This window comes from Ferrovibrio sp. GW821-FHT12D07, from assembly GCF_058807275.1.
Map to the genome: position 1 here is coordinate 1,156,261 of NZ_JBXAQN010000002.1, position 20,315 is coordinate 1,176,575.

Here is a 20,315-nt window from a genome sequence, read left to right on the forward strand (position 1 = left end):
AGCCCCGTCAGATATCCGGGCAGCGCTTCTTCACGGCCTTGAGCAGACCATGCAGCGGACCGTCGGCAATGCCGAGATCGTCCAGATGCTGCACGGTATTGGCCAGATACACCGCATTGGGGCCGCGCGCACCGCAGCAGGTCGCGATCGTATCCACCACCTGCTTCTGGCTCAGATAGCCGGCATACTGCTTGTGATGCGGATCGGCGACGAAGGCCAGTACGCTGATGCGCTCGCCATTTTCCATCGCCGCGCGATGAAAGCCCGGGCGGTAGACGCCCGTCACCATCTCACGACGGTAGAGATAGTCGATCACGGCAGCCTCGTCGCCGCGCTTTACGCGGAAGGCCTTGCCCGTGCAAGAACCGCCGGGCATCAGGCCCAGCACCAGGCCGGGCTTTTCCGGCGTGCCGCGATAGCGATGCGACCAGACGCAGAAGCCGCGATGGAAACCCCAGAGCCGCGCCGTCATCTGCTTCGTATAGGGGAAGCCCGGGTCCCACATCAGCGAGCCATAGCCGAAGACCCAGAGCGGCTGGCCGCGCTCGGGCTTGATCTGCGGGAACGGCGGCGCGTCTTCGCCGGGCAACGGCTCTTCGTGATCGAAGGGAATATGCCGCCGCTTCTGCACCATGGTTATTTCCGGTTCACCAGCGCGACGCCGGCCATGGTGATCACCATGCCGGCCAGCGCCAGCGGGCTCAGCTGTTCGCCGAACAGGAAGAAGGCGACCAGCGCCGTGCAAGGCGGCACCAGGAAGAACAGGCTGGAGACGGTGGAGGCCGCGCCGCGCTTGATCAGGATGAACAGCAGCGTGATCGCGCCCAGCGACAGCACGACGCAGAGCCAGCCGAGCGCGAAGATGAATTCACCGGTCCACTGCACCTGCCGCGTCTCGAACAGCAGCGCAAAGGGCGCCAGCGCCACGGTGGTGGCGGCGAACTGGATGGCGGTGCCCGACCGCAGGTCGATGGCCGGGCAATAGCGCTTCTGATACAGCGTGCCGATGGTGATGCCGAACAACGCGATCACCGAGAGCGCATAGCCCCAGACCGTGCCGATGCCAAGATCAAGCTTGGTCCAGACCACCAACACCACGCCGCCCAGACCGAGCACCAGGCCAAGCCACTGGCGGCGCGTCACCGTTTCGCCCAGCACCGGGCCGGCGGCGGCGGCAACCAGCAATGGCTGAATCCCGACGATCAGCGCCGAGATGCCGGCCGGCACGCCATGGAAGATCGAGGCGAAGACGCCGCCGAGATAGACCGCCTGGAGCAGGAGTCCCGCCACCGCGATATGCCCGGCCTCGCCCCAGCTTTTCGGCCAGGGGGCGTTGCTCAAGGCAGCGAAGCCGCAGAGCAGGATGGTGACGATGGCAAAGCGCAGGACCAGGAAGGTCATCGGCTCGGCATAGGGCAGGCCAAGCTTGGCACCGATGAAGCCGGTCGACCACAGCAGCACGAACAGGCCGGGCATGACGGCGATGGCCCAGGCCATCTGTCGATTGGGGGCAGGTGAAAGAGCAGGCGTGGAAGCGGACATGGCCAAGACTGTATGGGCGAGACTGTTCGGGGGGCCGTTTTTTGACACTATTCTACGGCTGATCATCTATGGCAAGCACACCCTGTGACAACCTCCGCTCTCCTGCTATATCGGTGCCATGCGCTATTTCATCCTGGCCGGCCTGATTGCCGGCGCCCTGCTCGGCTACTACGTGCTCTGGTCGCATCTGGTCGACCAGGTGGCGGTGCAGGCTGATGCCTGGATCGACAGCCAGAAAAAGCTCGGCCGCGAGACCGGCTATGAGAGCCGCCGGCTCTGGGGCTTCCCCTATCGCCTGTCGATGACCCTGACCCGCCCGCGCTGGCACGATCCGCAGAGCGCGGTCGGCTGGAAACTGGAGGCCGACGAGGTCACGGCGCATCTGCAGCTCTGGGACCTGCATCACGTCATCTTCGAGCTCGGCCCCAACCAGAAGATCGGCTGGCGCGTCGACAACACGGACCAGGCGATGGCGATCAACACCAGTAACGGCCGCGCCAGCCTGGTGCTGGACGGTGCCGGCAACTGGCTGCGCGTTTCGGCCGACCTGAGCAAGCCGCGCCTGTCGGGCAGCCTGTTACCCGCCGGCGAACTCTCCGCCGACAAGCTGCTGCTGCATGCGCGCCGCACCGGCAATGTGCCGCCGGCCACCGATGTCGCGCTGCAGGCCGAAAACGTCATGCTGCCGCCCAATGCCGACAGTGCGCTGGGCCGCCAGATCGGCCAGCTCAAGCTGGTCGGCAATGCGCGCGGCGCGGCTTACGGCAAGACGCCCGAGGAGCTGCTCGGTTCCTGGCGCGACAATGGCGGCGTGGTCGACCTGAACAACATCGGCATCCAGTGGGGCGCGCTGAAGCTGGATGGCAGCGGCACGGCGACGCTGGACAAGCAGTTCCGCCCGATCGGCGCGATGAGCGGCGAGCTGCGTGGCGCTGATGCGGCCCTGGATGCTTTGGCGGCTGCGGGCAAGATGCGGCCGCAGGATGCGACCTTTGCCAAGGCCGCCGTGCTGGGCCTGGCCAAGCGCGACGACAAGGGGCAGCCCTTCCTACCGGCGCAGCTGAGCGCGCAGGAGGGCAAGCTTTACCTGGGGCCGGTGGCCCTGCTTACTCTGACTTCGATTTTGCCGCAGGCTCAGCCGTAGCCGCAGGCGCAGCGGTTCGGCCGAAATCGGTTGCGGCGATTTCCTGGCCCGCGTCGATGATGGCGCGGCGGATGGCGCGGGTGCGCGTGAACAGGTTGAACAGCGTCTCGCCCTCGCCCCAGCGGATCGCACGCTGCAGCGCGATCAGGTCTTCCGTGAAGCGGCCCAGCATCTCCAGCACGGCGTCTTTGTTATTGAGGCAGACGTCGCGCCACATGGTGGGATCGGAGGCGGCAATGCGCGTGAAGTCGCGGAAGCCGCCGGCGGAATACTTGATGACTTCCGACTTCGTCACGGTTTCAAGGTCATCCGCCGTGCCGACGATATTATAGGCGATCAGATGCGGCACATGGCTGGTGATGGCCAGCACCAGATCATGATGCCGCGGCTCCATCACATCGACCATACTGTCAAACGCCGTCCACAGCGCCTTCACCTTCTCGACCGCCGCCGCATCGGTGCCGGCTTCCGGCGTCAGGATGCACCAGCGGTTGGCGAACAGCGTGGCGAAGCCGGCTTTCGGTCCCGAATGTTCGGTGCCGGCGACCGGATGGCCCGGCACCAGATGCACGCCAGCGGGCAGATGCGGCCCGATATCGCGGATCACGGCCTGCTTCGACGAGCCGACATCGGAGACGATGGCGCCTTTTTTGAGCGCCGGGCCGATATGGGCGGCCACGGCGGCATTGGCGCCCAGCGGCATGCAGAACATCACCAGATCGGCGTCCTTCACGGCTTCCGCCGCATCGCCATGCACGCTGTCGCCCAGCTTGAGCGCCTCGGCTTCCTTGCGGTGCGGTTCGCTGGCATCGGCGATGGCGATATGGCGCGCTAGGCCATTCGCGCGCACGGCACGGGCGACGGACGAGCCGATCAGGCCGATGCCGATAATGGCGACACGATCAAACATCGGCGTGACAGACATCTCAGGCCTTCATGACATCGGTCAGCGCCGCGATCACCATGTCGTCCTCTTCCACCGTACCGATGGACAGACGCAGGGCTTCAGGCAGGCCATAACCGGTCATGCCGCGCAGGATCAGGCCGCGCTGGCGCAGCGCTGCATCGGCGGCCTTGGCCTGTTCGGCGCCCTTGGGGAAGATCATCAGCAGGAAGTTGGCCACCGAGGGCACAACCTTCAGGCCGATCTTCTGCAGGGCGGCGGTCACGCGGATCAGTTCGGCATCGTTATGGGCGCGGCTCTTGTCGAGCCAGGCGGTGTCATTGATCGCCGCCGCGCCGGCGGCCTGGGCCGCGGCGTTGACGTTGAAGGGCCCGCGCACGCGATGCAGCACCGACACGACCTCGGCCGGCGCATAGGCCCAGCCCAGACGCAGCGCGGCAAGGCCATAGATCTTGGAGAAGGTGCGCAGCATCATGGTGTCGTCGCGCGAGCGCACCAGTTCCATGCCGTCGGAGTAATCGTTGCGGCTGACATATTCGGCATAGGCCGCATCCACCACCAGCAGTACGCCGGCCGGCAGGCCGTCGCGCAGGCGGCGCAGTTCGGATGCCGAGATATACGTGCCGGTCGGATTATTCGGATTGGTGAGGAACACCACGCGGGTCTTCGGCGTCACGGCGGCGAGCAGCGCATCGACGTCGGAGGTGAAGTCCTTTTCCTTCGCCACGACGGGCTTGGCACCGCGCGCCATGGTGGCGATCGGATACATCATGAAGCCGTATTGCGAATAGACCACCTCATCGCCCGGGCCGACATAGGCCGCGCAGATCAGCGAGATCATCTCGTCCGAACCATTCGAGCAGACGAGATTCTCGGCCGGCACGCCGTAATGGGTGGCCAGCGCCTTGCGCAGGACTTCCACGCCGCCGTCGGGATAGCGATGCAGTTCGCCCGCCATCTGGCGGAACACATCCATCGCCTTCGGGCTGGGGCCGAGCGGGGTTTCGTTGGAGGAGAGCTTGTGCACCTTGGTCACACCCGGCACGGCAGCCTCGCCGCCCTTGTAGGGCGCGATGTCAAGAATCCCGGGTTGCGGTTTCGGTGCAGTCACAGCACACACTCCCTTACGTCACCAAAGAAGACTTACGCCACCACCGGTGCGGCATGGGCACCGATCACGACGATGTCGGCGATGCCGGCTTCGGCATCGGCCATCGGCGCCAGACGCGGGTCGCCATCGGCCAGGAAGCCGGTGATTTCCAGCAGCACGCGGGCGCCGTAGTCGCCCTGACGATACTGGGCCAGGACGCGGCCCTCCAGCCTTGCACGGCCCAGCAGGGTCGAAATCCGCGCCAGGCTGGGCGAGGCCTCGGTCATGTTCAACACGGCCAGCGTGCGGTCGTCGCCCGATTCCTCGGGCGCAATATTGGCGATCACGTAAGCGCCCAGATCGGCGAACTGGCCCTTGGGATTGGGCACAAACGGCAGGCGAGCGATGATGCGCGGGGTCTCGGGCGAGCGGCCAGCCAGCAGCGGCCACCAGCTTTCCTTCTCGCCATCTTCCGGCATCGCCATGATGCCCAGCATGGTGGGCTGGCCCGACATGGCACGCAGCACCGCGCTGGCGGTGAGGCAGAGCTGCAGCGGCGTGGTCGAGCCGTAATAGTCGCGCGCCAGGTCCCAGCGCGCCGCCGACTTGTTGGGCGCATGCACGGCGGCCTTCACCGGCGCCTGCAGCGGATAGAGCGAACTGATCATCTCGCGCCAGATACGGCTGAGCGCCGCCGCCGGCAGGTCGCCGCGATGGCGGCTCAGCAGCCGGCGCAGGATCTGCGCCTCGCGACCCGGCCGCAGCACGCTGCCCGGCTCACCCTCACGCGCCTTGGCGCCGGCGACACGATGCACGGCCTCAGCGCGACGGCGCAGCAGGTCCTGGATCTGGTCGTCCAGCACATCAATGTCGCGCCGAAGATCGGCAAGGCTCGGAATGTGATCGCTCATACGGATAATCTAAGGGGCTGAAAAAGGCCGCATAGTCATAGGGTCAGCCGGTCCGGGCCGCAAGGCCGCCAGCCCCCGCTCCGCAGGGCCGAAAGGTGTCAAAACAGGCATTGACAGGGGGGGCCGGGGTCCGTAAGCACGGGGTCCTCGCGCCGGACAGGGTCCCGGCCGGGGGTCAGGTTCAGAATATGTACTGATCCCGACGCCTTCGCTCCAAGCCCTGTAGGATATTAACGGCTGCCTATGAGTGCCGCGCTACCCCCGCTACATAGCCTCGACCTGATCGGGCCCGGACACCGCGTCACGCTGGGCGAAGCCCTGCCGCTGAAGCTGGACTGTGGCCTCGATCTGGGCCCCTTCCGCATCGCCTATACGACCTATGGCACGCTGAATGCCGACAGGTCGAATGCGGTGCTGGTCTGCCATGCGCTGACCGGCGACCAGCATGTGGCCAACACCAACCCCGTGACCGGCAAGCCCGGCTGGTGGAACACCATGGTGGGCCCCGGCAAGGTGATCGATACGGATCGTTTCTTCGTGATCAGCTCCAACGTGTTGGGCGGCTGCATGGGCTCGTCTGGCCCCAGCGATATCGATCCCGCCACCGGCCAGCCCTATGGCCTGAAATTCCCGGTCATCACCATCCGCGACATGGTGAACGCCCAGGCCATGCTGCTGGATCACCTCGGCATCCATCAGCTGTTCTGCGCCATCGGCGGCTCGATGGGCGGCATGCAGGTGCTGCAATGGGCAGCCAGCTACCCCGAGCGCGTGTTCGCCGCGATCCCGATCGCCTGCGCCGCCAAGCATTCGGCGCAGAACATCGCCTTCCATGAGGTGGGTCGCCAGGCGATTTATGCCGATCCGGACTGGCGCAAGGGCGCCTATAACGATCATGACGTGATCCCGCGCGCCGGCCTGGCGGTCGCGCGCATGGCCGCGCATATCACCTACCTGTCGGAAGCAGCCCTGCACCGCAAGTTCGGCCGCAACCTGCAGAACCGCGAACGCATCACCTACGGCTTCGAGACCGAATTCCAGGTCGAGAGCTACCTGCTGCATCAGGGCTCGACCTTCGTGGAGCGCTTCGACGCCAACTCCTATCTCTACATCACCCGCGCCATGGACTATTTCGATCTGGCGGCGCAGGCGAGCGGCAGCCTGGCCAATGTATTCCAGGGCACCAAGACGCGCTTCTGCGGCGTCTCCTTCACCTCCGACTGGCTGTTCCCGACGGCCGAGAACAAGGACATCGTGCGCGCACTCAATGCGGCCGCCGCCAATGTCAGCTTCGTCGAAATCCAGACCGACAAGGGCCACGACGCCTTCCTGCTGGATGAGCCCGAGATGTTCAGCACGCTGAAGGGCTTTGTGGATGGTTGCGCCGAACAGCGCGGCCTGAACGGCCAGGGTCAGGCGGGAGTGCGGTCATGACCGAGCAGCGCACGCTTACACTGGCCGGTCATCGCGATATCCGCCGCGACCTGCTGCTGATCGCCGAGATGGTGGCACCGAAGACGCGCCTGCTCGATGTCGGCTGCGGCGACGGCGCGCTGCTGGAATATCTGGCGCGTGAAAAGCATGTCGACGGCCGCGGCATTGAAATCCGTCAGGCCGGCGTGAATGCCTGCGTGGCGCGGGGCCTGAGCGTCATCCAGGGCGATGCCGACAACGACCTGCCCGACTATCCCGATGCCGCCTTCGATTACGTGGTACTGAGCCTCACCCTGCAGGCCACCCATAATCCGCGCAAGGTGCTGCACGAGATGCTGCGCATCGGCCATCGCGCCATCGTGTCCTTCCCCAATTTCGCCTACTGGCGCGTGCGCGCGCAGTTGCTGCTCGGTGGCCGCATGCCGATGACGGCGGCGCTGGACGATCCCTGGTACCAGACGCAGAACATCCACCTGTGCACGATCGCCGATTTCGACGAGCTTTGCGCGAAAGACGGCATCGTGGTGGAGCAGCGCATCGCGGTGGACGGTCAGGGCCGTCGCCTGCAGAATGCGCCCGCCAACTGGTTCGGCGCGCAGGCCGTGTATCTGCTGCGTCGTCGATAAATTATCGGGCTAGTCGTCAGCCTTGAGGCTGTGCGCGCCGCCGAGATGGGCCGGCTGCGTATTGGGCTTGAGCAGAAACTGCTTCTTGGTCTTCATCGCCTTGACCGGCATGCCGGCATAGACCTGCTTCTCGGCCTCGACCAGCAGCACGCCGGAAAAGCGACTCCACAGGATTTCGCCGGTCTTCTCCCAGGCATCCACCGCCTTGATCACGAAGGCGCGGTCGGACGGCGGCACCCAGAGCGCGGCCTGCGAGGCAGTGGGCGAGAACAGCGCATCGCGCATCAGCCGGGTGAGCTGCGGCGGCGTGTAGGGATGGCCCTGACCGAACGGCGTTGCCTCGATATGCGCCCACAGGCCGCGGCGGTTGGGCACCACGGCCAGCAGCCGGCCCTGCGGCGTCAGCACGCGCCAGACCTCGCGCAGCAGGGCGCGGATGTTTTCCGAATTCTCCACCGCATGCATCAGCAGCAGGCGGTCGACAGACGCATCGGGCAGCGGCAGGTCGTCCTCGTCCACCAGGGTGACGCGGCCGGGCAGGCCGCGCGGCCAGCGCACGACCCCTTGAGGTCCCGGCATGGCGGCGATGACGCGCTCGGCCTCGCCCTCGAAAATCCGCAGGTACGGCGTGGCGAAGCCAAGGCCGAGCACTGTTAATCCATGAACATTGGGCCATAAATCGCGGATGCGCTGGCGCAGCAGGCGGCGCACCGCGCGCCCCAGCGGGCCGGCGTAAAATTCGCGCAGATCGATCACATCAGGACGCAGCATCGCGCTATATTATCCACGTTCCAGCCCCCGTTGATAGAGATGGTTATGCCCCTCGAGATCGTCCAGATCCCCGTCCTGAACGACAATTACGTCTACCTGCTGCGCGAGCCGCAATCGAATGCCGTCGCCGTGGTCGATCCGGCCGTGCATGAGCCGGTGCAGGCCGAGCTGAAAAAGCGCGGCTGGACGCTGACCCATATCCTCAACACCCATCACCATCCCGACCATGTCGGCGGCAACATGGCGCTGAAGGAGGCGACCGGCTGCACCATCGTCGGACCAGAAGCCGATGCCGACCGCATCCCCGGCATCGACATCGCGGTGGCCGACAACGAGGGCATCAACCTGGGTCAGGAGATGGCCAAGGTGTTCGACGTGCCGGGCCATACGCGCGGCCATATCGCCTACTGGTTCGCCGACTCCGAAGCGCTGTTCTGCGGCGATACATTATTTGCACTGGGCTGCGGCCGGCTGTTCGAGGGCACACCGGCGCAGATGTGGGACAGCCTGTCCAAGCTGCGCCGCCTGCCTGATGCCACGCGCATCTATTGCGCCCATGAATACACGGAATCGAATGCGCGCTTCGCCGTCACCGTCGAGCCGGACAACGCGACGCTGCAGCAGCGCTATGCCAGCATCAAGGTCCTGCGCGCCGCCGGCAAGCCGACGGTGCCGTCCACGCTGGGAGAGGAAAAGGCGACCAATCCCTTCCTGCGTCCGATGAGCGCCGGCATCCGCGCGGAACTGGGCATGAAGACCGCCGACGATGTCGCGGTCTTTGCCGAGACGCGCAAGCGCAAGGACAATTTCAGGGGCTGAAAGCTAGCGATAGGCCAGCCCGCGTTCGCGATATACCGTATCGCGCTCACGCTCCAGGCCGACCCAGAAGGCTTCCACGAAAGCCCGGTTCTTCTCATGGAACGCCCGGGTGAAGGGAATGTAGAAATTCTCGGCCCAGAGCGGCGGCACCAGCTTGACCACCTCGGCATTCTCGAACCAGCCGAGATAGGCATCGCCCGCCAGCCCCACCGTGGCCACGGCCGCCACCCGCCGTCGCACCAGCATGCTGAACAGCTGGTGGCTCGAGGGCGCCTCCACGATCTCGACCTTCATGTCGCGCAGATTGCGCAACGCCGTGACGCCACTGGGGATACCGATCATGCCACCATCAAGATGGCTCAGCATCCGGCCGTCCCATTGCAAGGGCGTATCCTTGATGGTGTAGAGGTAATACGCGATGTGTCCGAGATGGCGGTGCTGGTCTGGCTTGCCATCGGCGAAGGGATAGACCATCAGCGCCGCGCGATCCTCGGTGTAGCGCGTCCCGATCAGGCCATCCTGCCGGCCAGCGCGGATTTCCTCATGCAGGCGGCGGGCCGGAAGGCGCGTCAGCACCAGCCGGTAGGGAGTGCCGGCGACAAGCTGCCGCACCAGTTCAATGGTAAGGCCGGGCCGATCGGGAATCTCTGCACCTTCGCCGATCAGATAGGGGGCAATCTCCTGATCGGTATAGGCCAGCCGCAGATCCTGCGACATTGCCGCCTGCGCCGCACATACCGATACCAATCCGATCAGCCACCCCCGCATGAGCGGCAGCATAGCAGGCAACAGCAAGGTTCCGCGTCACGCTTATGGCGAGCAGATATGCGGCGCTACTGCACTCAGGGTGCGAAAGGTCAGAACAGATAGGTCGGGGTCAGCTCGGCATAGGTGGCTTCGCGCAACTCGCCCATCAGGCGCCAGAGCTGGTCGGTAAACTCGCGGTTGGCGGCGTAAAAGCGCTGCGAGACCGGCGCATAGAAATCGATCACCTGCACCGGCGGTGACAGCTTCTCGAACCGCACGTCGTTCGTCGACGTCAGCATCTCGCGGTCACCGATCACATCGAGGGTGACGGCGGCATCGATGCGGCGCGAGGCCAGCATGTTGAACAGCTGGGTCGAGGACAGCACGCTGATCGGCTCACTCCCCATGAGGCGCAGGTAATCGATGGTGGTCAGGCTGGCCCCGACCGGGCCGTTGAGGCCGGTCAGCTTGCGGCCATCCCACTGCACCGGATCGCCGGCCCGGCGATAGAGTGAATGCGCCAGTCGCGCGACGCGGCGTTCGGCATCGGGCTGCCCGTCGCGCATGGGAAAGACCATGTCGCCGAGGCGGCTGTCGATATAGCGCAGGCCCAAGGCACCATCCTGGTTGCCGGCCTTGACCTCCTCGACCAGACGGCGGCTGGTGATGCGGCTGACGGTCAGCCGGCCGCCCAGCCGTTCGGCGCAACGCTTCACCAGCTCCACCGCCATGCCGGGGCGGGCCGGAATCTCGGTGCCGCTGCCCATCAGATAGGGCCGCACTTCCTGCTCGGTGTAGACCAGCCGCAGTTCGGTGGCGCCCGCCATGGGCGCCAGCAGCAGGAGCAGGACAGAAAGGCCGGTAACAAGCCGATTCATGCTGACCAGCCTAGCGCGGGGCCGGCGGTCGCGACAGTGATCTTTGCAGGGAACTAAAGCAGGCGTCGCGCCTTCAGCGCGGCCCAATATCCGGATCAAAGGAGGCGCCGCGCCTTCAGCGCGGCGCCGAGGGTGCCGTCGTCGAGATAGTCGAGCTCGCCCCCCACCGGCACGCCATGCGCCAGCCGGCTGACCTGCACATTGAGCGGCGCCAGGCGGTCGGTGATGTAATGGGCCGTGGTCTGACCCTCGACCGTGGCATTGGTGGCGATGATGACCTCTTTCACGCGGCCGGCCTGCACACGGCCGACCAGACCATCGACATTGAGATCGGACGGCCCGACGCCGTCCAAAGCGGACAATGTCCCTCCAAGAACATGGTAGCGGCCACGGAACACGCTGGCGCGCTCCAGCGCCCAGAGATCGGCCACGCTTTCCACCACGCAGAGCAGCGCCTCGTCGCGCCGTGAATCCGTGCAGATGCCGCAGGGGTCGCGGCTGTCGAGATTGCCGCAAGACGAACAGGCATGCACGCTGTCGCCAACCTCTTTGAGCGTCGCGGCCAGGGGCAGCATCAGGGCGTCTTTTTTCTTCAGGAGATGCAGCACGGCACGCCGCGCAGACCGCGGCCCCAGACCTGGTAAACGCGCCAGCAGCTGGATCAGCCGCTCGATCTCCGGACCGGCCACGCCTCTATCCTCAGAACGGCAGCTTCATGCCGGGCGGCAGCGGAATGCCCGCCGTGACCTTCTGCATCTGCTCGGCCATCTCGCGGTCGGCGCGCTGCTTCGCGTCGGCATGGGCGGCCTTGATCAGGTCTTCCAGCACTTCACGCTCGTCTTCCTTCATCAGCGCGGGATCGATCTTGATGGCTTTCAACTCGCTCTTGCCGTTCAGCGTCACCGTCACCATGCCGCCGCCGGCCGCGCCCTGCACTTCGCGCAGCTCCAGCTCGGCCTGCATCTCCTGCATGCGCTGCTGCATCTGCTGCGCCTGCTTCAGCATGTTGCCCAGGTTCTTCATGGCGGAACTCCTTAATCCAGCTCGTCGAGCGGATCGACATCGTCGGTGACGTAGCCATCGGCCGTCGCCACGCCTTCGGGCTCGGCTTCGGGCACCGGCGGCGCGACCTCGCGCACGTCTTCCAGCACCGCGCCGGGGAAGGCGAGCAATACGGCCTGCACCAGCGGATGCGCCTGCACATGGGCGCGGCGCTTGGAGTCCTCGGCCAGCTCCTGCTCGGCCAGCGTCGGTTCGCCCGGCAGCTTGCTTAAGCTCACCACCCAGCGCTGGCCGGTCCAGGCCTTCAGCTTCTCGATCAGGCGGCCGGGCAGATCGTGATGCGCGCCGCTGTCGAGCCGCAATTCGATGCGGCCCGGCTCGAAGGTGACCAGATGCACGTCGTTGATCAGTTCGCCGGCCAGCATGCCTTCGCGCATCTCCTTGGCCAGCGCGACGACGCCGGCAAAGGTGGCGGGCATCGCAGCAAGCGCCACGGTCTCGCCGGGCTGTGCCAAGGCGCGTTCTTGGGCGGCAGCCATGGCGCGCGGCTGCGTGGCGACCGCAGCGGATGCACCGCCACCGCCGGCACTGCCGCCGGTGGGACGCGCGGGCGGGGCCACGCCGGGACCGCCCTTGTCGCGCCACTCTTTCGCGAGATCGCCGGGCGACGGCAGGTCGGCGGCATAGGCAAAGCGCACCAGCACCATCTCGGCGGCAGCCAGCGGCACGGGCGCAGCGCGCACCTCCTGCAGGCCCTTGAGAAGCATCTGCCAGCTGCGCGCCAGCACCGGCATGCCCAGCTTGGCCGCCAGTTCCTTGCCGCGATTGCGCTGGCTCTCGGGCAGCGTGATGTCATCAGGCGATCCGCCGATCACCTTCACGCGCGTCAGCCAGTGCACGAGATCGAGCATGTCCTGCAGCACCACGGCCGGATCGGCGCCGAGGCTGTATTGCGCCTGCAGGCTTTCCAGCGCTTCGGGCAGCTTGCCGTGCAGCAGCATGTCGAGCAGCGCGAAAATCTGGCCGCGATCGGCCAGGCCCAGCATGTCGCGCACCAGTTCGGCCTTCACCTGACCGGCGCCATGGGCAATGGCCTGATCGAGCAGCGACAGACCGTCACGCACCGAGCCTTCAGCGGCGCGGCTGATCAGCGTCAGCGCGTCCTCGTCGATCTCGGCCTTCTCTTCACCGGCGATGCGCTTGAAATGCGCGTTCAGCACGGCGATATCGACGCGCTTCAGATCGAAGCGCTGGCAGCGCGACAGCACTGTCACCGGCACCTTGCGGATTTCGGTGGTGGCGAAGACGAATTTCACATGCGGCGGCGGCTCTTCCAGCGTCTTCAGCAAGCCGTTGAAGGCCGCCGTGGACAGCATGTGCACTTCGTCGATGATGTAGATCTTGTAGCGCGCCATCGACGGCGCATAGCGCACGGCCTCGATGATCTCGCGGATGTCGCCGATGCCGGTGCGGGACGCGGCGTCCATCTCGAAGACGTCCGGATGCCGGTCCTCGGCGATGGCCTTGCAGTTGTCGCAGACGCCGCAGGGGCTGATGGTCGGCCCGCCCTTGCCGTCGGCGCCGGTGCAGTTGAGCGCGCGCGCGATGATGCGGGCGGTGGTGGTCTTGCCCACGCCGCGGACGCCGGTGAGGATGAAGGCCTGGGCGATGCGCCCGGTGGCGATGGCATTGGTAAGGGTGCGGACCAGCGCATCCTGACCGATCATCTCGGCAAAATTGCTGGGGCGGTATTTGCGCGCGAGAACGCGATAGGGCGCCGGTTGACTCATAGCCGTACCATGCCGCGCCGGAGCCTGTTTTTAAAGGGCAGGCTCACAGGAAAAACGCTGGAAGATGAATGAGGTGGGAGGCTGACAACGACCCGAACGGAAACTCGTTACGGCTGCTTCCTTCCGGACCTGACCGGGTTGGCGAGACGCTCGTCCACCGCCAACCTCCCGGGGCCTTATATCAAGCATCGGGACGCGCAATTCAAGCCGTCCCAGATGCGATTCCCGGGCGATTCTCTTAAGGCGGGCAATGGACGGATGCCCGGCAATATGCCAGCGTTTCAGCATGGTTAGCCCCGAGAACCCCAAAAAGACTGCCCAGCCCTCTGGCCGCCCGATCGGTTTCACCGGTTCCCACCTGGACCGCGCCGGCAATCCGCGCCGCGATCCGGACTGGCTGACCGCGCAGCGCCGCCGCCCCGACAGCCGCTTCCTGGTGCTGCGCGAGCTGAAGGCGCTGATCGACATCACGGGTAAGCCGGCGCGAATCGCCTGGCTCAATCAGGACTGGGCCAGAGACCACGAGTCGCTGCCCAGCGTGTTTCTCGGCCTCGATCCGGACGGCATCGCGCATTTTGTCGTCGACGGCGATGCCGATGCAGGGACGGCAAGCCTGCATAGCGAGACCACCAAATACATCGACGTGCGCAGCATCGCCGCCCAGCTCGTGCCTGAAGAGGCGGCGATCCTGGCGCAGGCGCGCAGCCTGGTCGACTGGCACCAGCGCCACGGCTTCTGCGCGCAATGCGGCGCAAAGACCGAAGCCGGTGATGCCGGCTACATGCGCAAATGCACATCGGATACCTGCGGCGCGCAGCATTTCCCGCGCACCGATCCCGTGGTGATCATGCTGGCGGTGCGCCGCGACGAGAAAACCGGCGAGGACATGGTGCTGATGGGCCGGCAGTCGCGCATGGCGCCGGGCATGTATTCGGCACTCGCGGGCTTCATGGAGCCGGGCGAAAGCCTGGAAGAGGCCGTGCGCCGCGAGATCATGGAAGAGGCCGGCGTGCGTACGGGCGCGGTGCGCTACCTGATGTCGCAGCCTTGGCCCTTCCCCTCGTCGCTGATGATCGGCTGCGTGGCCGAGGCCACCAGCGCCGAGATCACGGTGGATGTCACCGAGCTGGAAGACGCGCGCTGGTTCCGCCGCAGCGAGATGGCCGAGATGCTGGAGCGCGGCAAGACCCGCCTGCCCAACAGCGAGACCTCACCCGATGATCCGCCCTGGATGCCGCCGCCGCTGAGCCTGGCGCACCAGATCGCGAAGAAGTGGCTGTCTGAGGGCTGAGGCTCAGCGGGCCAGCTTGAGCCGGGCCACGGCCAGCGCGGCCATCGCTTCGATATCGCTGCCGAACAGCTTCAGCCGCCCCGCACGATTCAGCATCAGCAATCCAGCCAGCATGGCATAGACCAGCGCCTCTTCCTCTTCGCTGCGGCTTTTGCCCGGCGCGACACCATAGACCACATAGGCCATGACGGCCCGGAACTGCGTGTTCAGTTCACGATTAAGGTCTGCGCCCAGCCCGAGCGGCGCCTTGCGGTCATAGAGATACAGACTGAGGGAAAAGTCGGACGGCCGGGCGGCGTAAAAGCGCGCAAAGGCCATGAAGCGCGCGGCAAAGCCCTTCGGTCCACCATCGGCCTGCCGTACATCGACGTCCAACGCCTGCAGCGAGCGCCGCAGCAGCTCAGCATAGATTTCTTCCTTGCCGCTGAAATGGCCATAGATCGCCCCGGTGGTGCAGCCAGCTTCAGCGGCGATGGTGCGCAGCGATGCACCCTCCAGGCCCTGGGCGTCGAAGACCGTACGCGCCGCATCGATAATCAGATCGCGCTTGAATTCCTTCACCCGGGCGGTGCGCCGGGCGACCGGAGTCTGTGTCGCCTTGCGAGCTTTTGCCTTTGCCGCCGTCATCGAAGCCTGTCCGTCCCTGCGATCCGCGCCCTGCACCCTTGGGGGTGAAGCGTCCGCAAAAATAACATCGTTACAATCACATAGCTACCCACCCGCCATGGCCGCAGGATTACCGCTGTGAATTAAAAATATAACACTGTTATTTTTATTGATGCACCGTTATAAGTGCCGCCCGAAAAGCGGCACGCCCCTTCGCGGACGCCGCAGGAGACCTGCCATGATCACCCTGTTCAGCTGGCCCACCCCGAACGGCCATAAAGTCCACATCATGCTGGAGGAATGCGGCCTGCCCTATCGCGTCTCGCCCGTGAATATCACCAAGGGCGAACAGTTCGAGCCGGGCTTCACCGACCGCATTTCACCCAACGCGAAGATTCCTGCCATCCTCGACGACACGCATCCCAACGGTCCACTGACCATTTTCGAAAGCGGCGCGATCCTACTGTATCTGGCCGAAAAAAGTGGCTGCCTGTTGCCCAGGACGGAGCACGCGCGCTGGTCGGTCATGCAGTGGCTGATGTGGCAGATGGGCGGCCTGGGACCAATGCTGGGGCAGGCGCAGCATTTCCATCGGTATGCTCCGGAGAAGGTCCCCTATGCGCTCGACCGCTACCAGCGCGAGGGCCGCCGGCTGATGGGCGTGCTGGATACTGCACTCGGCCAGCACGCTTATCTGGCGGGCGACAGCTACACCATCGCCGACATCGCCGCCTTCCCCTGGATCCGCATCAACAGCCTCACCGGCGTGCCGATGGAGCCCTACACGAACGTCACCCGCTGGTATGGCGAAATCCGCGCCCGGCCCGCCGTCAGCCGTGGCCTGGACCTGCTGCGCGACCGGTGGGTCGATGTTTCCAAAAGCGACGAAGCGAAAAAGAACATGTTCGGAGCGCGGCCGTGACCAACAACACCCTGACTTTCTATTTCGATATCCGCAGTCCCTATGCCTATCTGGCCCATGCGGAGATTCAGGCGATCGAGACCGAGTTTGCTGTTGCCGTCGCCCGCCTGCCCTATGCCATCGCCCTGGAGGCGGCCTTTGGTACGCCGGACAGCCGCAGCCCGCGCGACACCCGCAAGGTGAAATACCTCTATATGGACGCGCGCCGGCTGGCGAACGAGCGGCAGCTCACCCTGCGCGGCACTGTTCGCGTGTTCAATCCGCGCGTGGCGCATGCAGCCTATCTCTTTGCCGGCCGCCAGGGACTGGCTGAAGCCTTTTATCAGCGTCTGCTGCCGCTGTTCTGGGATCGCCGCTGCGATATCGAGGATCAGCAGGCCATCGTCGCCCTGCTGCATGAGACCGGCGCCAATGTCGACGACTTCGATGCCTATCTCCGGACCGTCGCCGACCTGCAGCTTGAGCTGATCGCGCGCGACGCCGAGGAGAAGGGCGTGTTCGGCGTGCCCAGCTTCTCGTTCAACGGCGAGCTGTTCTGGGGCAACGACCGGCTGCCCCTGCTGCGTCGCCGCCTGACCGAGGCGGGGCTCGCCCGCTCATGATGCAACCCAGCATGCCCAGGCACGCCGCGAGCCGCCTATGAACTTTATTTCCCCAGCATCGCGAGCAGCTTGCGCGCTGCCGCACTCGGCGTGATCTTGCCCGCCGCCACGGCCTTCTGCTGCTTCGGCATCTCGCCGGCAATCGCCGCATCGGTTTTCAGCCAGTCGAGCAGGCCGTCCTGCAATTCACGCAGCAGCCAGCCTTCGGCCTGGTAGCGGCGCTGCGCCGTGAAGCTGCCACTCTGCTCCAGCGCCGCGCGGAACTTGCCGATCTGCGCCCACACCGCATCGATGCCCTCGCCGAACAGCGCCGACACCAGCAGCACTTCGGGAATCCATTCGGGATGGCGCGGCCGCATCAGCTGCAAAGCCATGCGGTAATCCGCCGCCGCAAGGCGGGCTGGCGCAAGAAGGTCGCCATCGGCCTTGTTGACCACGATCAGGTCAGCCAGTTCCATGATGCCGCGCTTGATGCCCTGCAGATCGTCGCCACCGCCCGGCGCCAGCAGCAGCACGAACATGTCGACCATGCCGGCCACCGTGGTTTCCGACTGGCCGACGCCGACGGTTTCCACCAGCACCACATCGAAGCCCGCCGCCTCGCAGAGCAACATCGCCTCGCGCGTGCGCCGCGCCACGCCGCCGAGCGAGCCGCCCGAAGGCGAGGGCCGGATGAAGGCACTGTCGTCGCGCGCCAGCTGTTCCATGCGCGTCTTGTCGCCGAGGATCGAGCCGCCCGAGAGCGCCGAGGACGGATCGACCGCCAGCACGGCGACTTTCAGTTTCTGTCCCGTCAGGAACAGGCCGAAGCGTTCGATGAAACTGGACTTGCCGACTCCGGGCGTGCCGGAGATTCCAACGCGAATTGCACCGCCGGTCCTGGGCAGCACAGCCTGCAATAGATTCTCGGCCGCCGCCTGGTCCGCCGCATGGCTCGATTCCACCAGCGTGATGGCGCGGGCCAGCGCACGCCGATCGCCCTTGAGCAGGCGGTCGGCGAGATCGGCAGGATCGGCGGCGCGCCGCGAACTGGTGGTGGTTGCAGACATGCCTGCGACCTTAGCGAAGGCTCCCTCGCCCTCCAACTGTCATGCGCATGTATGATCACGCGCTTTTTCCAATTCTTCCGGCAAGTTGATTCGATTGTGTGATTGACAGGGAGTCACCGGGATTCGTATGTCCTTATACGGACATGGCGAATCGGACCGACCCTTTTCCGACTGACGACCAGCGCAGCGATCCCGTCCGGGATCCGATGCGGCGGCTGGAGCAGGCGCGCGCCGATCTGTCGCGCACCGCCAGCAAGACCGAACCCGCGGCGCTGCCGGCCGGCCGCCACATCCCCTATGACCCCGCCGCCGTCGCCGCGCGCATCGACCTGATGCGCGGCCGTTTCGGCAAGGCGCGCAGCGATGTGGTGTCGGCGTTGCTGTTCCTGGGCGACGCGCAGCGCGATTGTGATGTCTTGTCGGAAGCCTGCACCGACAATGGCTGGACCATGATGGCCGGCGGCGTGTCGCTGTTGAGCGACGTGCTGCGCCGGGCGCTGCCGTCAGAACCGCGCCATCTCGATCTGGTCGCCCTGCTGATCGATGCGCTCTATGCGCTGCGCCGCGCCGAAACCCGCCCCGACATGGGCCGGGCCGGCGCCGACCTGCTGCGCGGCCTGAAACTGGCCGCCAACCGCGAACTGCCCGCTTCGGCCTGAAATCAGCCTGCGGAGCAGGTGCTGCCGGGATCAGATTCCCGTGAACACCCGCCCGCAATCTGCAAGAAATCACAAATTCAGTCTCGGAAAAGCCGGGATTCAGACCTAGATTCCAGGCATGGGTAAACCCATGCCGCATGCACTTCCCTATGCCTTGATTGCCGGCCTGCTGGCCGGCATCACTGTCGCCGTCACCTCGCCGCGGGCCGCCGCCGATCCGGAAGAGTCGCTGCAGTCGGCCGAGATTTCCTTCAGCCTCTATGCGCTCGGGTCCAAGGGCATGGATATCGGCATGACCATGCGCCGCGATACCGAAACGCTGCAGGTCGAAACCGCCATGCGCACATCGGGCATGGTGGATTTCCTCACCCGCTTCACGATGACCGGCATCACGGCGGCGCGCATCGCCGACGACCGCTTCATTCCCACGCGCTACATCACCGAAAGCGACGGCCGTTGGTCGAAGCGCGCCACCAGCATGAGCTGGGGCGCCGATGGCCTGCCGGTGGCGATCCTGCAGCCGCCCAATGACGAGGACGACCGCGAGGACGTGCCCGACCTGCTGAAGCGCGATACGCTGGATCCCACCACGGCGATCATGGCGCGCCTGCTGAAGCCGGGGACCACACCGTCCTGCGAAGGATCGGATGCGATCTACGACGGCCGCCGCCGCTACAACGTTCATTACACGCCGCTGGGGCCCGACACGGTGGCACCGCATAACCGAACCGCCTATAGCGGTCCGGCCTTCAAATGCCAGACCAAGCTGGAGCCGGTGGCCGGCTACAGCCGCAAATACCTGGCCGAATGGAGCGAGAAGGATGAGCAGCCGGCCTTCATCTGGCTGGTGCAGCCGCCGGGCTATGCCGCCTGGGTGCCGGTGCAGATGGAGGCCAACGGCCGGATCGGCGCCACCCGGGTCTGGATCAGCGCCGCCACGCTGAACGGCCGCCAGTGGCTGCAGCCGCTGGGCCTGATCCGGGCCGAGATCCCGCGCGATCCTGCGCCTTAAGCCGCTATACTCGCCTCATGAGCCGCAGAATCCTGGTTGCCGATGATGCCACGGTGGGCCGCGCCGTGTTCGACAAGCTATTGAATGCGCTCGGCTTTGAGCCGATTTTCGCCAAGGATGGCCGCGATGCCGTCAACCTGTTCGTCGAATACCGCGAGCTGGCAGCAATCCTGATGGACGTGCGCATGCCCGGCCTGAACGGCATCAAGGCGACCCAGGAAATCCGCCTGTGCGGCCGGCCCAACAGCCTGACCATCCCGATCATCGGCATTACGGCTGCTGATGGCGAGGAGGTGCGGAAGGAATGCCTGCTCAGCGGCATGACCGAGGTGCTGGTCAAACCGATCGACCCGCGCGCCCTGCTCGAAACCCTGCGCCGACTTGTTCACTAAACAATTGATTATCATGGAAGAATGTCACTTCTGGGCTTGCCCCCAGAGTCCACGCCCACCCTCCGCGCGGCGGGCCGGGCAGATGGACCCCCGGAATAAATCCGGGGGTGACGGCCGGAGAGGG

At 65.6% G+C, this 20,315-nt stretch carries 22 protein-coding genes, 1 other RNA gene and 1 pseudogene; 10 read left to right on the forward strand and 14 right to left on the reverse strand.

The window, feature by feature from the left end; genetic code table 11:
• Nucleotides 1–7: 7 nt before the first annotated feature.
• Both AC1RRE_RS17410 and AC1RRE_RS17415 read right to left on the reverse strand, forming a co-directional pair.
• On the reverse strand, nucleotides 8–634 hold the full coding sequence (locus tag AC1RRE_RS17410; RefSeq protein ID WP_492982767.1) for a gamma-glutamylcyclotransferase: 627 nt from the start codon (nucleotides 632–634) through the stop codon (nucleotides 8–10).
• A 2-nt stretch (nucleotides 635–636) separates the two neighbouring features.
• The gene (locus AC1RRE_RS17415) at nucleotides 637–1,542 is read right to left on the reverse strand and encodes a DMT family transporter (RefSeq protein WP_492982769.1); all 906 of its coding nucleotides are present in this window, start codon (nucleotides 1,540–1,542) and stop codon (nucleotides 637–639) included.
• A 118-nt stretch (nucleotides 1,543–1,660) separates the two neighbouring features.
• Here AC1RRE_RS17415 and AC1RRE_RS17420 point away from each other — a divergent pair, with 118 nt between their 5' ends.
• Nucleotides 1,661–2,686: a DUF2125 domain-containing protein gene (locus tag AC1RRE_RS17420; protein ID WP_492982771.1), complete on the forward strand. Its 1,026-nt coding sequence runs from the start codon at nucleotides 1,661–1,663 to the stop codon at nucleotides 2,684–2,686.
• Here the strand turns inward: AC1RRE_RS17420 and AC1RRE_RS17425 are convergent.
• Genes AC1RRE_RS17425 through pheA form a run of 3 tightly spaced genes read right to left on the reverse strand, consistent with a single transcriptional unit; the run spans nucleotide 2,649 to nucleotide 5,591 of the window.
• Entirely contained in the window at nucleotides 2,649–3,611 is a 963-nt protein-coding gene (locus AC1RRE_RS17425; protein WP_492982773.1) for a prephenate/arogenate dehydrogenase family protein, read from the reverse strand. The genes AC1RRE_RS17420 and AC1RRE_RS17425 overlap by 38 nt on opposite strands.
• 1 nt (nucleotide 3,612) lies before the next feature.
• Nucleotides 3,613–4,701, reverse strand: a complete 1,089-nt coding sequence (gene hisC / locus AC1RRE_RS17430; RefSeq protein WP_492982775.1) for a histidinol-phosphate transaminase — start codon at nucleotides 4,699–4,701, stop codon at nucleotides 3,613–3,615.
• A gap of 32 nt (nucleotides 4,702–4,733) precedes the next feature.
• Nucleotides 4,734–5,591, reverse strand: coding sequence for a chorismate mutase (gene pheA, locus AC1RRE_RS17435; RefSeq protein WP_492982777.1), 858 nt, complete (start codon nucleotides 5,589–5,591; stop codon nucleotides 4,734–4,736).
• Nucleotides 5,592–5,834: 243 nt separating this feature from the next.
• Between pheA and metX the strand changes: the two genes are divergently transcribed.
• Together metX and metW are read left to right on the forward strand one after the other, a co-directional pair.
• Nucleotides 5,835–7,025, forward strand: coding sequence for a homoserine O-acetyltransferase MetX (gene metX, locus AC1RRE_RS17440; RefSeq protein WP_492982779.1), 1,191 nt, complete (start codon nucleotides 5,835–5,837; stop codon nucleotides 7,023–7,025).
• Nucleotides 7,022–7,651, forward strand: coding sequence for a methionine biosynthesis protein MetW (gene metW, locus AC1RRE_RS17445; protein WP_492982781.1), 630 nt, complete (start codon nucleotides 7,022–7,024; stop codon nucleotides 7,649–7,651). Before metX ends, metW begins: the two co-directional genes overlap by 4 nt.
• A gap of 9 nt (nucleotides 7,652–7,660) precedes the next feature.
• Here the strand turns inward: metW and AC1RRE_RS17450 are convergent, their stop codons facing one another.
• On the reverse strand, nucleotides 7,661–8,422 hold the full coding sequence (locus tag AC1RRE_RS17450) for a class I SAM-dependent methyltransferase (RefSeq protein WP_492982783.1): 762 nt from the start codon (nucleotides 8,420–8,422) through the stop codon (nucleotides 7,661–7,663).
• 45 nt (nucleotides 8,423–8,467) lie between these two features.
• On the opposite strand from AC1RRE_RS17450, the gene gloB reads away from it, so the two are divergent.
• The gene (gene gloB, locus AC1RRE_RS17455) at nucleotides 8,468–9,241 is read left to right on the forward strand and encodes a hydroxyacylglutathione hydrolase (protein WP_492982960.1); all 774 of its coding nucleotides are present in this window, start codon (nucleotides 8,468–8,470) and stop codon (nucleotides 9,239–9,241) included.
• Nucleotides 9,242–9,244: 3 nt separating this feature from the next.
• On the opposite strand, the gene AC1RRE_RS17460 is transcribed toward gloB, so the two are convergent.
• From AC1RRE_RS17460 to ffs, 6 genes and pseudogenes are all read right to left on the reverse strand, one after another.
• Complete coding sequence (locus tag AC1RRE_RS17460; RefSeq protein WP_492982785.1) at nucleotides 9,245–9,958, reverse strand: substrate-binding periplasmic protein; 714 nt, start codon at nucleotides 9,956–9,958, stop codon at nucleotides 9,245–9,247.
• A 140-nt stretch (nucleotides 9,959–10,098) separates the two neighbouring features.
• Complete coding sequence (locus AC1RRE_RS17465) at nucleotides 10,099–10,866, reverse strand: hypothetical protein (RefSeq protein ID WP_492982787.1); 768 nt, start codon at nucleotides 10,864–10,866, stop codon at nucleotides 10,099–10,101.
• Nucleotides 10,867–10,961: 95 nt separating this feature from the next.
• Entirely contained in the window at nucleotides 10,962–11,555 is a 594-nt protein-coding gene (gene recR, locus AC1RRE_RS17470) for a recombination mediator RecR (protein WP_492982789.1), read from the reverse strand.
• 10 nt (nucleotides 11,556–11,565) lie between these two features.
• Nucleotides 11,566–11,889 (reverse strand): YbaB/EbfC family nucleoid-associated protein, encoded by a 324-nt coding sequence (locus tag AC1RRE_RS17475; protein WP_492982791.1) that lies wholly within the window; start codon nucleotides 11,887–11,889, stop codon nucleotides 11,566–11,568.
• Nucleotides 11,890–11,900: 11 nt separating this feature from the next.
• Nucleotides 11,901–13,664: pseudogene (locus AC1RRE_RS17480) on the reverse strand (DNA polymerase III subunit gamma/tau); the annotation flags it as partial.
• Nucleotides 13,665–13,731: 67 nt separating this feature from the next.
• Nucleotides 13,732–13,827, reverse strand: an RNA gene (gene ffs / locus AC1RRE_RS17485) — signal recognition particle sRNA small type.
• Nucleotides 13,828–13,944: 117 nt separating this feature from the next.
• Between ffs and nudC the strand changes: the two genes are divergently transcribed.
• Nucleotides 13,945–14,949, forward strand: a complete 1,005-nt coding sequence (gene nudC / locus AC1RRE_RS17490) for an NAD(+) diphosphatase (protein ID WP_492982793.1) — start codon at nucleotides 13,945–13,947, stop codon at nucleotides 14,947–14,949.
• A 3-nt stretch (nucleotides 14,950–14,952) separates the two neighbouring features.
• On the opposite strand, the gene AC1RRE_RS17495 is transcribed toward nudC, so the two are convergent.
• Nucleotides 14,953–15,576 carry a TetR/AcrR family transcriptional regulator gene (locus tag AC1RRE_RS17495; RefSeq protein WP_492982795.1) on the reverse strand — a complete coding sequence of 208 codons (624 nt, stop codon included), beginning with the start codon at nucleotides 15,574–15,576 and terminating at the stop codon, nucleotides 14,953–14,955.
• A gap of 217 nt (nucleotides 15,577–15,793) precedes the next feature.
• Between AC1RRE_RS17495 and AC1RRE_RS17500 the strand changes: the two genes are divergently transcribed.
• Both AC1RRE_RS17500 and AC1RRE_RS17505 read left to right on the forward strand, forming a co-directional pair.
• Nucleotides 15,794–16,477, forward strand: a complete 684-nt coding sequence (locus tag AC1RRE_RS17500; RefSeq protein ID WP_492982797.1) for a glutathione binding-like protein — start codon at nucleotides 15,794–15,796, stop codon at nucleotides 16,475–16,477.
• Nucleotides 16,474–17,079: a DsbA family protein gene (locus AC1RRE_RS17505; RefSeq protein ID WP_492982799.1), complete on the forward strand. Its 606-nt coding sequence runs from the start codon at nucleotides 16,474–16,476 to the stop codon at nucleotides 17,077–17,079. Before AC1RRE_RS17500 ends, AC1RRE_RS17505 begins: the two co-directional genes overlap by 4 nt.
• A 44-nt stretch (nucleotides 17,080–17,123) precedes the next feature.
• Here AC1RRE_RS17505 and meaB read toward each other — a convergent pair whose 3' ends face one another.
• A complete protein-coding gene (gene meaB / locus AC1RRE_RS17510) occupies nucleotides 17,124–18,128 on the reverse strand; it encodes a methylmalonyl Co-A mutase-associated GTPase MeaB (RefSeq protein ID WP_492982801.1) in 1,005 nt (334 codons plus the stop codon).
• Between the two features lie 143 nt (nucleotides 18,129–18,271).
• Between meaB and AC1RRE_RS17515 the strand changes: the two genes are divergently transcribed.
• The 3 genes from AC1RRE_RS17515 (at nucleotide 18,272) to AC1RRE_RS17525 (ending at nucleotide 20,191) form a co-directional block, all read left to right on the forward strand.
• Nucleotides 18,272–18,787, forward strand: a complete 516-nt coding sequence (locus AC1RRE_RS17515) for a hypothetical protein (protein WP_492982803.1) — start codon at nucleotides 18,272–18,274, stop codon at nucleotides 18,785–18,787.
• A gap of 130 nt (nucleotides 18,788–18,917) precedes the next feature.
• Entirely contained in the window at nucleotides 18,918–19,799 is an 882-nt protein-coding gene (locus AC1RRE_RS17520) for a DUF3108 domain-containing protein (RefSeq protein ID WP_492982805.1), read from the forward strand.
• A 17-nt stretch (nucleotides 19,800–19,816) separates the two neighbouring features.
• Complete coding sequence (locus tag AC1RRE_RS17525) at nucleotides 19,817–20,191, forward strand: response regulator (protein ID WP_492982807.1); 375 nt, start codon at nucleotides 19,817–19,819, stop codon at nucleotides 20,189–20,191.
• Nucleotides 20,192–20,315: the final 124 nt, after the last annotated feature.

Excerpts from the sequence above, each read along its gene's own strand:
- AC1RRE_RS17410 (WP_492982767.1), bottom strand. The coding sequence starts at position 634 with ATGGTGCAGAAGCGGCGGCATATTCCCTTCGATCACGAAGAGCCGTTG.
- AC1RRE_RS17415 (WP_492982769.1), bottom strand. The coding sequence starts at position 1,542 with ATGTCCGCTTCCACGCCTGCTCTTTCACCTGCCCCCAATCGACAGATG.
- AC1RRE_RS17420 (WP_492982771.1), top strand. The coding sequence starts at position 1,661 with ATGCGCTATTTCATCCTGGCCGGCCTGATTGCCGGCGCCCTGCTCGGC.
- AC1RRE_RS17425 (WP_492982773.1), bottom strand. The coding sequence starts at position 3,611 with ATGTCTGTCACGCCGATGTTTGATCGTGTCGCCATTATCGGCATCGGC.
- pheA (WP_492982777.1), bottom strand. The coding sequence starts at position 5,591 with ATGAGCGATCACATTCCGAGCCTTGCCGATCTTCGGCGCGACATTGAT.
- metX (WP_492982779.1), top strand. The coding sequence starts at position 5,835 with ATGAGTGCCGCGCTACCCCCGCTACATAGCCTCGACCTGATCGGGCCC.
- metW (WP_492982781.1), top strand. The coding sequence starts at position 7,022 with ATGACCGAGCAGCGCACGCTTACACTGGCCGGTCATCGCGATATCCGC.
- AC1RRE_RS17450 (WP_492982783.1), bottom strand. The coding sequence starts at position 8,422 with ATGCTGCGTCCTGATGTGATCGATCTGCGCGAATTTTACGCCGGCCCG.
- gloB (WP_492982960.1), top strand. The coding sequence starts at position 8,468 with ATGCCCCTCGAGATCGTCCAGATCCCCGTCCTGAACGACAATTACGTC.
- AC1RRE_RS17460 (WP_492982785.1), bottom strand. The coding sequence starts at position 9,958 with ATGTCGCAGGATCTGCGGCTGGCCTATACCGATCAGGAGATTGCCCCC.
- AC1RRE_RS17465 (WP_492982787.1), bottom strand. The coding sequence starts at position 10,866 with ATGAATCGGCTTGTTACCGGCCTTTCTGTCCTGCTCCTGCTGCTGGCG.
- AC1RRE_RS17475 (WP_492982791.1), bottom strand. The coding sequence starts at position 11,889 with ATGAAGAACCTGGGCAACATGCTGAAGCAGGCGCAGCAGATGCAGCAG.
- nudC (WP_492982793.1), top strand. The coding sequence starts at position 13,945 with ATGGTTAGCCCCGAGAACCCCAAAAAGACTGCCCAGCCCTCTGGCCGC.
- AC1RRE_RS17495 (WP_492982795.1), bottom strand. The coding sequence starts at position 15,576 with ATGACGGCGGCAAAGGCAAAAGCTCGCAAGGCGACACAGACTCCGGTC.
- AC1RRE_RS17500 (WP_492982797.1), top strand. The coding sequence starts at position 15,794 with ATGATCACCCTGTTCAGCTGGCCCACCCCGAACGGCCATAAAGTCCAC.
- meaB (WP_492982801.1), bottom strand. The coding sequence starts at position 18,128 with ATGTCTGCAACCACCACCAGTTCGCGGCGCGCCGCCGATCCTGCCGAT.
- AC1RRE_RS17515 (WP_492982803.1), top strand. The coding sequence starts at position 18,272 with ATGGCGAATCGGACCGACCCTTTTCCGACTGACGACCAGCGCAGCGAT.
- AC1RRE_RS17520 (WP_492982805.1), top strand. The coding sequence starts at position 18,918 with ATGCCGCATGCACTTCCCTATGCCTTGATTGCCGGCCTGCTGGCCGGC.
- AC1RRE_RS17525 (WP_492982807.1), top strand. The coding sequence starts at position 19,817 with ATGAGCCGCAGAATCCTGGTTGCCGATGATGCCACGGTGGGCCGCGCC.